7 protein-coding genes are annotated in these 13,102 nt (G+C 53.4%); 5 read left to right on the top strand and 2 right to left on the bottom strand.

Annotation, left to right across the window (positions count from 1 at the left end; all coding sequences use genetic code 11):
• Nucleotides 1-2 precede the first annotated feature (2 nt).
• The 4 genes from O146_RS0104740 to O146_RS12590 all read left to right on the top strand — a co-directional run bounded on the left by O146_RS0104740 (nt 3) and on the right by O146_RS12590 (nt 6,126).
• Nucleotides 3-2,969 carry a type III restriction-modification system endonuclease gene (locus tag O146_RS0104740; protein WP_027017808.1) on the top strand — a complete coding sequence of 989 codons (2,967 nt, stop codon included), beginning with the start codon at nt 3-5 and terminating at the stop codon, nt 2,967-2,969.
• Nucleotides 2,969-4,600: an ATP-dependent nuclease gene (locus tag O146_RS0104745; protein ID WP_027017809.1), complete on the top strand. Its 1,632-nt coding sequence runs from the start codon at nt 2,969-2,971 to the stop codon at nt 4,598-4,600. The genes O146_RS0104740 and O146_RS0104745 overlap by 1 nt, the downstream gene beginning before the upstream one ends.
• Nucleotides 4,597-5,736: a UvrD-helicase domain-containing protein gene (locus O146_RS0104750; RefSeq protein ID WP_027017810.1), complete on the top strand. Its 1,140-nt coding sequence runs from the start codon at nt 4,597-4,599 to the stop codon at nt 5,734-5,736. Before O146_RS0104745 ends, O146_RS0104750 begins: the two co-directional genes overlap by 4 nt.
• A gap of 87 nt (nt 5,737-5,823) precedes the next feature.
• Nucleotides 5,824-6,126 carry a hypothetical protein gene (locus O146_RS12590; protein ID WP_155896231.1) on the top strand — a complete coding sequence of 101 codons (303 nt, stop codon included), beginning with the start codon at nt 5,824-5,826 and terminating at the stop codon, nt 6,124-6,126.
• A 1,128-nt stretch (nt 6,127-7,254) separates the two neighbouring features.
• Here O146_RS12590 and O146_RS0104760 read toward each other — a convergent pair.
• Both O146_RS0104760 and O146_RS12595 read right to left on the bottom strand, forming a co-directional pair.
• Entirely contained in the window at nt 7,255-12,189 is a 4,935-nt protein-coding gene (locus tag O146_RS0104760; RefSeq protein WP_027017812.1) for a DEAD/DEAH box helicase, read from the bottom strand.
• Between the two features lie 91 nt (nt 12,190-12,280).
• Nucleotides 12,281-12,445: a hypothetical protein gene (locus tag O146_RS12595; RefSeq protein WP_153246883.1), complete on the bottom strand. Its 165-nt coding sequence runs from the start codon at nt 12,443-12,445 to the stop codon at nt 12,281-12,283.
• A gap of 237 nt (nt 12,446-12,682) precedes the next feature.
• On the opposite strand from O146_RS12595, the gene O146_RS11155 reads away from it, so the two are divergent.
• Nucleotides 12,683-13,054, top strand: a complete 372-nt coding sequence (locus tag O146_RS11155) for a hypothetical protein (RefSeq protein WP_027017813.1) — start codon at nt 12,683-12,685, stop codon at nt 13,052-13,054.
• The last annotated feature ends 48 nt before the right edge of the window (nt 13,055-13,102 follow it).

Below are 13,102 nucleotides of genomic sequence, written 5' to 3' on the forward strand. Positions count from 1 at the left end.
CGATGCAGATCAGGCTACAGACCCTTGAGCACCAACAGCGGGCGCTGACGGCGATTACCCGTGTTTTTCATGGCGTGGATTTTGATTCTGGCGGGTTGATGGAGGCCAACCCGGTCTTTGATCTGGCTGATCCGCAGTTGGCTCATAACATTTCTGAGTTGCAGAACGGTGCGGTTGAGGGTGTACCTGCAATTCCAGGTGCTTGGCGGGGCCGGGTGGATGATGGTGTGCTCGGTATCGACGTGAAAATGGAGACCGGCACGGGTAAGACGCTGGTCTACACACAGATGATGTACGAACTCAACAGGATTTATGGGTTTACCAAGTTCATCGTTCTGGTGCCGTCGACAGCGATCAAGCAGGGCACCAGGTCATTCGTTACGTCCGATTATGCGCGTAGCTATTTCGATGACACCTATGGTGGCAGCATCAAGCTGGATCTGGATGTTCTTGATCCACAGAAGCGGTCAAAGGGGCGGAAGTTCTTTCCTAGCGCGGTGGCGAATTTCATGTCGACATCTCGGCTAACCAAGGGCCGTGTGCATGCGTTGTTGATGACTGATGGCATGTTGCGCTCGGCAGCGACGATGGGTGCTATCTATGACCAGACCGTATTGGGGATGTCGAGCCAGCCGTATGAGGCGTTGGCAGCGACTCGTCCGGTCGTGATTATTGATGAGCCACATCGGTTCCGCCGTGAGAATAAGGCCTACCAGACGATCATCGACCAGATTCAACCCCAAGCCGTGATCAGGTTTGGTGCGACCTTCCCGAAAGACGATAAGACCAGTCACATTGATTACAACAATCTGGTGTTCAACCTCGGTGCGGTCGAGGCGTTCAACGAACAACTCGTCAAAGGCGTAGCTGTGCAGTACCCGGAGGATGATGGTCAAGACTCCACGAGATTAAAGTTGACAAGTTTGTCGGCTCGGAAACCGAAGCAGGCAACGTTTACCAACCTTGACACTTCTAAGACCTTGACGGTGGGGTTGGGTGGCTCGTTGGCTGAGGCAGATGGAGCGTTCGCTGGCATCACGATTGAGGCGGTCGGCAAGACGGAGAACCCGGCGATTAAGTCTGGGGTGAGCCTGTCCAACGGCCAGATCCTTGGCAAGGGCGACACCGTGGTGGCTGGAGTGTACTCCCAGACCTATCAAGAGCTGATGATCGCTCGTGCGCTGGATAACCACTTCGAGACGGAGTGGGAGAACTTCCGGCGCGCTACCCGTGTGAAAACCTTGACACTGTTTTTCATTGATTCGATCGAGTCCTACCGTGGCGAGGATGGTCGAGGCCACTTACGCGTCCGGTTTGAGGAACTGCTGGCTGCGAAGCTCAAGGAGGTTATCGCCGAACACGCCGACAAGACCTCACAGGCAGCCAAAGACTATGTCGCATACTTGAAGAATTCGCTGGCTGATGTATCGGCAACAAACGGTGGTTATTTCTCTGCTGATAATGCGTCCACCGATGAGGCGATCCAGGCCGAGGTGGACCTGATTCTTCGCGATAAGCAATCGATGCTGTCATTCACGAGAGCGGATGGGTCGCCGAACACGATGCGGTTTGTGTTCTCGAAGTGGACGCTGCGTGAGGGCTGGGATAACCCCAATGTCTTCCAGATCGTGAAACTACGCTCGTCGGGATCGGAAATCTCGAAACTCCAAGAGGTCGGGCGCGGGCTGCGCCTTCCCGTTGATGTCAGTGGTAGCCGTTTGTCAGATGAGGACTTCCGGCTGACCTACCTCATCGATTACACTGAGGAATCCTTCGCCAACAGTCTTGTGACTGAAATCAACTCAGACATCGGCGGCCATACACCGTCGGTTAAGGAGTTGCTGCCGCGTGTGGCTGCCCAGCTAGGTAGGGACGAGACTGAGTTGTTCATTGAACTGCTCCAAAAGGGCCTGGTTGATAGCGACAAGAACTTGATCGAAGGCAAAGCCGAGGCGCTCTTTGAGCTGTATCCGCAATTCGCAGAAGGCAAGCTCAAACCCGGCAAGGTTGTCACCGACGAAAAGAAAGCCCGAGTCGGCATCCGTAAGGAGCGTTACTCCGAACTCAAGCAACTATGGGAGGCAGTCAACGCCAAGTACTACCTCAAACTCGATGACCTCACACCAGCCGAAATCAGTACCTGCATCGATGAGATCCTGGACGAGGGCATCTACAAGGCACAAACCGGTAGGTTCACCCAAGACCTGCTCACGACCGGCGCGGACGGGGTGCTGACGACCATCTCGTCGACGAAGGAAACCTACGCCGTTGACGGGTCGATACCCTATGGACAGTGGCTGAGACTGGCCTACACCCAAACCTATCTCCCCATCAGCGAGATCCACGCTGGCTTGGTGCGACATAACGCAAAGAAGAAGCTTCCTAGCGATTTCTTCAACAAGTCCACACTGGGTGAGTTTGCTGCGCAGTTCCATGGCTGGATGCAGCGCGAATATGTCAAACGGTTCTCCTACACCCGTATCGACGGGCCGCTGGGGGCCACCGCGCTGACCGACCCTGATGGGCAACCGCTGAAGACGATTGCGCAAGGAAACGTCGGTGTCTACCGCGACACCACCTCCGAGGTGTCAGAGAAGTTCCTCTACGATGCGTTCGTCTACGACTCCCCGAAGGAACAGACCACGATGCGTGACTCTGTTCTCGACGAGGTCGTTGTCTACGGCAAAATCCCACGCCGATCGATCCAAGTGCCGGTTTATTTTGGTGGGACCACCAGCCCGGACTTCATGTACGTGCTAAAAACTGCTGATGGCAAAATGTCGCTGAACTTCATCGTCGAGACTAAGGACGTTGATTCCAAGGCTGACTTGCGAGGAACCGAGGAACTACGCATCAAGGCCGCTCGGAAGTTCTTCGAGTCGATCAGCGATGGGAACGTCTCTGTCCACTTCGCCCCGCAACTCAAACGCGACGACATCGTGACCATGATCAAACAAGTGGTGGCCTAATGACTCCAGTAATCACGAAAGTGCAGATTCGAGGATATCGAAGGTTCAAGGACTTTACGTTTGAACCTGAGGTGGGAACCAACATTATCGTCGGTGGAAATGAGGCGGGTAAATCAACGCTTTTGGAAGCAATGACGTTAGCCTTAGCCGGGCGAGTCAACGGGGTTCGCGCGGCAGATTACCTGAATCCTTATTGGTTTAACCACACCATGGTTCACGACTTTTTCGAGAAACCGCCCAGCGAACGCAGTCACCGCGATGCACCAACGTTTCGCATTGACGTCTACCTGGATGTCGAAAGCGGTGAGCTGGAAAAACTCCGAGGTGTCAATAATATGGAGAACGCGGACTCGGTTGGCCTGTCCATCTGGGCACACCCTGACCCGGAATACACGCAGGAGCTAAATGAGTACTTCCAGCAAGAAGACTGCCCTGAAGTTCTCCCAGTCGAGTATTACATGGTTGAATGGCTGAACTTTGGTGGACATCCAGTGCTGCGACGCCCCAAGGAACTCGGCACCTCGTTGATCGATAGTCGAACAATCCGCTCAGAGCGTGGCGTTGAATACTACACGCGACAAATCTTAGAAACTCGTCTCGACCCGAAAGACCGCAGCCGTGTCTCTGTTGATTATCGCAAGCTCCGCGCAACCCTTGGCCGCGAGGTTCTGTGCGACCTCAACGAGGAACTTGCCGAAGAGAATCAGTCGATCCCAGGAGCAGTGGTGGGGGTACAGATCGATCAGTCTCGCTCAGCCTCATGGGAAGCCACGCTCATCCCCGATGTCGATGACGTTCCGTTGTCGATGGCTGGGCAGGGAAATCAGGCGGTGGCCAAAACCATCCTCGCAATGGGGCGAAATGCGGACACCAGCAGCCTCGTTTTCATCGAAGAACCAGAGAACCACCTCAGCTACACCCGAATGCGGCAGCTTATTTCCTACATTGAACGCTCTGCTCAAAACCGGCAAGTGTTCATCACAACGCATAGCTCTTATATCCTCAACCGACTCGGACTTGATCAAGTGACCCTGCTCAGCAACGGGACGCCCGCACGGTTCAACAAGCTGAAAAATGACACGATCCGGTACTTCCAGAAGCTCTCCGGATTCGACACCCTCCGACTCATCCTGGCTGACACGATCGTGGTCGTAGAGGGGCCCTCCGATGAGATTGTCTTCACCAGGTTTTTCACCGACAGGTTTGGCCGTGAACCATTGGACTGTGGCGTAGACGTGATGTCCATCAATGGCGTGTCATTCGAACGATGCTTTGAACTGGCAACTCTGTTGGGCCGCTCTCTATTCGCTATCCGGGACAACGACGGTTATACCCCAGAGCATTGGCAAGAAAAAATGAGATCCTACCTCCAGGAAGGACAGAGAATCCTGTCCATTGGCGATCCGGATCTGGGAAACACGTTAGAGCCCCAGATTGAAAGTGCAAACACGAACGAGTCTCTGCAACTCGTGTTCCCTAAAGCAAAAGTGCCTCCGTTTGCTGCTTGGATGCAGAAGAATAAGACGGATGCGGCCCTAGCCATCGCCGCATCAGAGCACACCCTGAATCCACCGCCATACATCCAGGACGTATTGGATGCCCTCGAGAGAAGAATCGGCTCAGAGTCATGACGCACCAATTCGTCCACGCCTGCGCAGGTTCGGGAAAAACCCAGCACGTTATAGACCACTGCAGCCAGGGTCAACCCAACGTTCGGCGACTAATCATCACACTGACGCTGACCGGGCAGAATGAACTCGAAGGACGTCTCCAGAAAAACATCGACCCCTCAGCACCCGCGCCAGACGTAACAGGTTGGTATGCATTCCTGATAAACTACGTCGTTCGCCCATATCTTCCGCTGCTCTTTCCCGAGCAACGAGTCACCGGATTTATCTTTGATTCCGGCGATGTACGAATGAGCCTGTTGTATAAGGAAAAAACAGACCCTCGACGCTACTTTAATGAAACCGGGATGATCTACAAGGACTACCTCGAGGAGCTAGCTACCGGACTGATTGATAAAGCTGACGGACTGGTAGAAAACCGTCTCCGCCTCATTTATGATGAAATCCTCATCGACGAGGCGCAGGATATCAGCCGTAGCGGTTTAGACGTCATAACACGTCTACTGCGTCAGGATTCGGTTCGGTGCCTGCTAGTGGGTGATAGTCGACAGTCCCTCCTTGACAGCAGCTTATCCTCCCGGAAGAACAAGAAAGCCGACCGGCAGAATCTCATGGGGTGGTACCGGGAATTTGAGAATTCGGGACGTCTGAATATCGACGAGAAAGTTGAAACCTACCGATTCAACCAGGCTATCGCGGACTTCTCAGACACTATTTTCCCAAAAAGATTCGGATTCTCGTCAACCGTGTCAAGGATGAGCGACGAGTCTTCCCACGATGGAATTTTTCTGGTTGCAAAAGAAGATCTTGACCATTACGTTGCTGAGTTCACCCCAACTGTTCTGAGGTATTCAAGTAGCTCATGGAGAGGTCAAACAGCGCGCAATCCGATAACCTTTGGCAATTCAAAAGGGCGTACCTACCAGCGGGTGATCATCCTGGCGACGGGAGCAATCCAGGACTTCTGTCTCAAAGGTAAAGAGCTTAAAGACAAGAGTGCTTGTGGATTCTACGTAGCGGTGACCCGGGCACAGTACTCGGTAGCGATCGTCATCAACCAAAGCCGAAAGAATCTCATTGCGTCAGCACCGTTGGGCCTCTCAGTATGGAATCCTCAACACGAACTCTTAACCTTTTGACGCCGCCGCATACCTATTGATGGCTCTGCTCGTGGCCGTTGAACTGGGTGCAAACGCGCGGCGGGATACGCCAGCAACATGCTCTCGGTGGCAAATAATTCGTTGGCATATTTGCGTGCCATGTCTTCTGGTTTGATGAGCCCAGATTGCAACAAGCGCACCATGAACGTCGAGGTCCCGGCGAAGGGGGCAATGCCCCTTGGTCAACTCGCCGATTACATGGTTGGTCTCCATAACCGAGGACTCGCAGGGCAGAAAGTGGGGCGCGAGGTTTCGCGGGGCTCCGTCGAGTTGAAACGTCGAAACATGCCGAACTTCCCGTCCCAGTGGTCTGAGTTACGGGGAAGTACCTCCTTCAGTCACCCATCCTGCGGTACAGCAGACTGTTGAAGTGAACACGGGTACGGGCGAGGAGAGAGGTTTCTACTTCTCAATTAGACCGCAACTTTCAGCCCATCGAGCAGCATGCGATAAACTGCGTCAAGAGCGGTAGCGGTAACCGTCAAAAATGTTCCTTCGAAGACAACGGTGGCGGAAGATATTTGCTGACCTATAGGGGAGACGAGCCAAGTCTAGCTACAGTACAGTTTTCTGAAGGTTCCAGCAGTAAAGAAAACTTCGGTTTATATAAGTCGACGTGGCTTCTATAAGTGGCCAACTACAGAACGATACTAGTTAGATGCAGACATACAATAGATACGATTCATTTGGGGAACCAAAATGGGATTTTCAAAGCTCTGTAGAGGTCCCATTCCCAGATATATTCCCTTACGATATTAATGACGGTGGTTGTCTCGCTACGCTTAGTCGGAACTACTCGTATGCAGTAGAAGTGCGGATGGAGTCCTCCATTTTTCCACCGTTAGGTGACAATAGAGCCTGTACATGGCGGGAAGTGGGAATGGCCCTTAATCGACCAGTTCTCCCTGCTCGTTCTTTCCGAAATGCTTTCGGAAAAATGAGCGAAACTCAATTCAGGTCTGAGATAGCAAACAAGGTGTCATGGCCCTTCGATACGAACCTAAGCCTCTTATGGTATCCGCTTCGCGCCGAACTTGGAAGGCCTGAATATTGCTGGTACCTCCCGGAAGGCTATGAGATAGGCGACTGTGAAGAACGAGAATTAAACGGATGGCATTACGTAGCTGGCTCACTAATCGAGGAGACGCACAATGATTCTGAAGGTGTCGTTATGGCTACCGCAGCATGGCATTCAGATTTGTGGCTTATGTTTTTAAATGAATGCAACTCGCGGGTGATTGTTACCTTAAACAACCGCGATCAGGCGCGTCGAATACTAGAGAATAATGTCATTGAATCGTATTTACTCTGGGGGAACTGCTAACACTCCCATAAGGCTATTCGGAATAGTACTGCAGGCCCATTCGCTTCGATCATTAGGGACCTGACCCCCGACGTGTCCACTTTCCGGGGGTCAGGTCCTCTTTTCGATTCCTTGTTGGACTAAGACCTTCGGGCAGCAGATGCTGATTGGTGGTGGAGAGGACTCCGTGGGTACTAGTTTTCCAACCCATCAACAATCCGCACGGTTTCCATCGCCACCCGCGTGACCTTGCCAATTAGGTCCACGATGTAGCGCGGATTGCCCACCTCATCGGCCCAATCATTCGGGTCGTTTACAATCCCGGAGGCTTTGTCCTTCTTCACCTGGTACCGGTCAATCAACCATGCCACCGCAGAGCGCGAGCCCAGCATGTATTCGTCTGCTTCTGCCGGAATACCGGAGATGGTCACCTGCTTGTTGTAGATCAACTTCGTAACGTCATTGACGTTTTTGCCCGTTTCCGGGGCCTTGCGCTTGGCCCACTTCATTTTCTGCACGCGCCAGGTCTCGCGGTTGGACTCATCACCCTTGACCTGAATATCCAGCGGCCACGGTTCCACGGACTCATAATTCACGTGCAGCGCCATGAGTTCCTTGCCAGCAACAGCAAACTTATCGAATTCCGCACGTGAAGTCGGTGTTTCAATATGCGGCAACATCTTCTTCAAATCCGCCGCATACTGCGTGCGATAACCCGGATCATGCAACTTGCCGTACACAAAGTGGAAGATGTCATCACCCGAGACATCACCGCCCAACGCATCCCGGTAAATCTGCTTAATCTCGTCGGTGATGTTGTCTACCCGTACATACCCATCAACAACCTCACCAACCTGACCGTAGATACTGGCTTCGCCCTGCTTGACGACGTTCTCCTCACCGAACAGGCCACCGTCCTCAGCATTGACTGGGGACCAGGTGAAGCGGGGGAAGAACTGGACTGGATCCATGAAAAGTCCCAGATTTGGCAGCACATCTAACCCAAGTACCGAAAATGGAGTTCGCGTTGACGCCGAACAAACTCCTAGCCCGACATTTTCATGTAATGGAGTCGGAAATATTGATGACAATTGGTAAGTATCATTATTTAATTGCCGGTTCGAATCAAAGTAACATATTTGTTTAGTAAATGGACGGTATAGCGATTTCCTTATTTTGGATTTTTCTATCCGTATTTTCTTGCCTTGAAGAACCTGGCGTCGATTCGTGCGATCCCACGAAAATTTTGTTATATCGAGATGAGATTTTAAATCTTCGAATTCTATACTCTTGTTCTCACACAAAATTTCCTGAGCAAGATCTACTGTAGCGTTGTAATATGCTGCGGTTTCACTAACATTGTTGAATAACCTACGAGGGTTGAAGTTATAACACCATGAATCCCTCGAAGTTTTTACACCCGCTGAAAAACTGTGAAAAATTTTTTCTGAGCTTCCCTTCTTTTCACCGATAACCGGCCACGTATCAAATTCTTCAGAGCGTTGATTTAGCCAATCGCCTTCTTTATTCGGTTCGATAGATTGCCAGTCGATGGTTTCTATCGAGGAGTCATCGATGATGCCAAGCTTTTCTTCGGCGGTGAGATAGTCACCGATGTCTTGGTAGTGCAGCTGGAAGCCAGACTTTGTGGGATCTTTGATGCCGATCATGACTGCAATAGTTGTGCGACCTCCATCCCGAAACACGTTACCGGCTTCTTTGCGGCGCTGTTCGCCCGCAGTACGAGCATTGCCGCGCAAGTTAAAAGCATAAAGATCCGTGAAATCCTCGGCCATCGACAAGCGCACTCCGTCACCCGTATTACCGTCGATCCAGCCGCCGTTCGAGACGAATGCGACTATGCCTTGGTCACCAATGCGATCGGTGGCCCATCGGAAAGCGCGCAGATACGAGTCGTACAAGGATCCTTTTCTCTGCGCGGTTGAGCTAGCTGCGTAGGTGTCCGCGATTCGCTTATCCAGGCTGGGATACTTCTGGTTAGCGTTGAGATCATTCGCGGATTTTTGTCCCGCAGAATATGGCGGATTACCAATGACTACATTGATGGGCGCGTTCTTTTGCCGCTCGATGGTGGCGTTGTTCTCGCGGAAAATGTTGAGGTCTGGAATATCGCCGTCTTCGTGGATTTGGAAGGTATCGGCAAGCGCGATATTCGTAAACGGTACGTAGTCCGGTGTTGGTTCACCGTTGCGCTGTGCGGCTTCTTCACGCAGGGCGTTGTAGGTGGTCTCGATATTGACGGCGGAGACGTAGTATGCCAGCAGCATGATTTCGGTGGCGAATAGTTCGTTGGTATATTTGCGTGCCATGTCTTCTGGTTTGATCAGCCCGGACTGCAACAAGCGCACCATAAACGTCGAGGTCCCAGTGAAGGGGTCGAGTATGCTCACGCCTTCATCGCTGAGCCCCTTGCCAAAGTGCTTTTGGGAGACCTCATCGGCTGTGCGCAGGATGAAGTCCACTATTTCCACCGGAGTGTAGACAATGCCCAGGGCTTCTGCTTGCTTCTTGAAGGCCTTGCGGAAGAAGCGCTCGTAAAGATCCTTGATCACCTGCTGCTTACCCGAAGCAGAGGTAACCTCAGAAGCACGAACGCGCACGGACTCGTAGAATTTCTCCAGCGATTCCGTTTCGCTATCCAGGTGTGCGTCCTGTAGCGCATCCGTCATACGCTGCATCACCTGGGCCACCGGATTGTTCTCAATGAAGTCGTGGTTATCGAACAACGCGTTGAACACCGGGGCAGTGATCAAGTGCTGCGAAAGCATCGAGATGGCATCGGCTTCACCAATCCCGTCGTTCAGGTTATTACGCAGGCCATCGACGAAATCATCGAATTCAGCACGCAAGTGCTTATCCGCGCCGTCGACAAGCTTAGTAATGCGGGTGACCTGGTTTTCGGCAATCTTGGCGACATCATCGGCCCAGTCTTCCCAATACGTGCGCGAACCAACCTTATCCACCAACTTGGTGTAGATGGCTTCCTGCCACCGCTCCAAAGAAAACAGCGCGATCTGCTTCGCTGTGTCTTCGTCAGTGGGATTATCGGTCGGGGAGGGAGCAGGATCGACGATCGGCTTTTTCGGGTTAGCAACTGGGTCCACGACAACCGGCAGCTCGTCTGGGTTGCCTTCGTTCAACGCGATGGAGTTGATCTTCGCATTGAAGCGATCATCGTGGGCACGCAGCGCGTTTAGGATCTGCCAGACCACCTTGAAACGCGTGTTGTCGTTCAGAGCCTGCGATGGGCTCACCCCAGGAGGCACCGCGACCGGCAGAATAATATAGCCATAGTCTTTGCCCTCTGCCTTACGCATCACGCGGCCGACAGACTGCACCACATCCACCATGGAGTTACGCGGTTGGAAGAAGATCACCGAATCCAGCCCCGGCACATCCACGCCTTCCGACAGGCAGCGCGCGTTGGTCAAAACCCGGGATTCCGTCGGGGCAATATCAGCTTCCAGCCAGTTAATCCGCGAAGAACGCTGCATCGCGTTCATGGTGCCGTCGACATGCTGGGCTGCCACAGCCACATCCGTGTTATGCAGGCTGATGTCTTCCAGCGCGGCGTGCTCGTGCAGCGATTCCTGGTGTGCGGCCACCAAAGCAGGGAAGGAATCTGCGATCTGTTTGGAATGCTTGATGTCTTTCGCAAAAGCGACCGTGCGTTGCATCGGCTTGGCATTAACCTCGAAGCCGTCCTTGGTGCCCTGCAACTTGCCGGAGCGTTTTGCCAGTGCATTCCACGCGCCGATGATCGCCGAAGCCGTCGTGAGGTTCACTAATTGCCCTGGGGCGTTGGCAAGGGCTTCTGCGGCGACGTCCTCGTCGACCGTCATCACCAACACCTTGTAGTCGGTAAGCAACCCGCGCTCGACGGCCTCGCCGAAGCCTAACCGGTGAAATTCCGGGCCGTAGACACCTTCATCATCCATCGATGCCAGCTCCGCCGAGTGGTCCGCGGCTTTGTCTTTCACATCGTCGTCGAAAAGCTTTGGTGTGGCCGTCATGTACAGACGCTTGTCGGCCTTGATGTAGTCGCCTTCGTGGATGCGCACAAAGTTGGAGGCGTCCTCACCGGCCAAGGTCACACCAGTGGTGCGGTGCGCTTCATCGCAAATGACCAAGTCGAAATCGTCAAGGCCGTTGTGCTGCGCGTCGTGTACCGTAGGCAGCGACTGGTAGGTGGAAAAGACCACGTGCAGACCAGCAGAGTGCTTGCCGGTATTAAAAACTTCCGCTAGGCGCTTACCATTTGTAGATACCGGAACTTCTAGATCATACGGCGCGATATCCTCGGCGCCTTTGCCCACCTTGGTATCCGAGCACACCGCGAAGCTGCGCATGTCCACCGTGGCCTGTGCAGTCCACTCACGCAGGGTTTGTGAGAGTAGCGCGATAGACGGAACCAGGAATAAAACCCGGGCTTTACCCCCCCCGTTTTCGCGCGCGAACTGCTCAGCCAAGCGCAGCGATGTAAACGTCTTGCCCGTACCGCAGGCCATGATCAGCTTGCCGCGATCATGGGTAGCGAAACCAGCCAGGGCTTTTTCGATTGCCTCAGATTGGTGTTTGCGGGGCTGGAAAGCTTGCTTACGCTCCAGTTTCACTTGGATTTCTGAGCCAGGGAATGCCACATCCCAGTTCACCGGGGCAGAAGCAATATCTGCGATACCGATACGGCTGGTTTCAATGATTTGGTTCGCCAGCGCGGCCTCGGCATTCGAGGACCACTTATCCGTCGTCGAGATGATATAGCGGTGCGAGAAATGTTCCCGGCCCTTTTCCGTTTCGAAGGATTTTCCAGAGGCCTCAAAGAAGGAGTCGATGTGGCCTTTTTGGATACTGGTGGTTGGCTTATAAAACTTTGCCTGGATGGCGACCCAGCTGTCATCGGCCACGCGGTGGGCCACCATATCGATGCCCGTGTCAGTTTGGCCGTTGTTATAGCGCCAATCGGACCAGCGGCAGACCTCATCGAACTGCTCGGCCAGCGATGGTGTGGTGCGGAAGAAGTTCACCATGAGTTTTTCGAAGGCAATACCGTACTTGCCCTGCGGTTGATTCTCACGTAGCTGGTCCAGAACTTCTTCAAACGTAGCCATGCACCGATTATGCCTTACGAGGTTGCGGGTCGAGGTGCTTGGTGCACCTTGCCCAGCCTATGGTTCCTGGCCAGTGCCCGCGTTAATGATTCTATGCTGCACTGTCTTTCTTTTTGGAGGAAGCGGCCGTCGCTAAGTTGTAGCCAGATAGTGCCGCGAGTGCCACGACTATCCCCCAGATCGGAGAATCAGCAATGATCGAATACGCTGCAGCAACAACGATTCCTCCTAGGGCGGATGCTTGTTTTAAGGTCATTGTGTTGATTCCTTTCATTCAGGTCCCACAAGTATGGGGACCATTCGGGATTTAATTACCGTTGCAGCTGGTTTGATGATACTGGGGCGCATTTTTTCAACACTGCACGCGTTGAAGAGTCAAAGCTCAAGAAGCTCTTCGCCTTTATCGGTGAGCAAATATATTCCATAGCGCTTATTCTTCCATTCTCGCAGAGCTAGAATGCCAGGGAAGAATACGGCGAAAGGTAACCCCCCAATGCTTCATCCCTACCGCGTGAACCTGGACTGGCTCTGGGGCACACCACCCGGGAATGACGGCACCGCTGCTACCGTGCGTGCGGTCCTCGAAGGTGCTGACGCCTGCGCATTAGCCCAAGCCTGGCTGGAAAGCCTCTCGGCTGATGAAGACGGCCATCGTGGCGAAGGTGGATGGGGAGCACAGTTAGTACACGCCGGGGAACACTCGCGCCGGGCCATCGTGGCGATCACTTCCGCCGGAGAAGACGTTGCTGACGGCATCGAAGACGGCACCGATAACTTGTACTGCTTCCTCGTCGAGCGGGTGCGCGCTGTGCTGAACCCTGAACTGAGTGTGGAATGGCAGGAGCTTGACCGTCGGCAAGCGTAACGGGGCAGCAGGCCACGGTGCTCTAGCTGCGGCGGTTGGGCTCTAGCG

The sequence above is a fragment of the Corynebacterium pseudodiphtheriticum DSM 44287 genome (assembly GCF_000688415.1).
Classification (GTDB): domain Bacteria; phylum Actinomycetota; class Actinomycetes; order Mycobacteriales; family Mycobacteriaceae; genus Corynebacterium; species Corynebacterium pseudodiphtheriticum.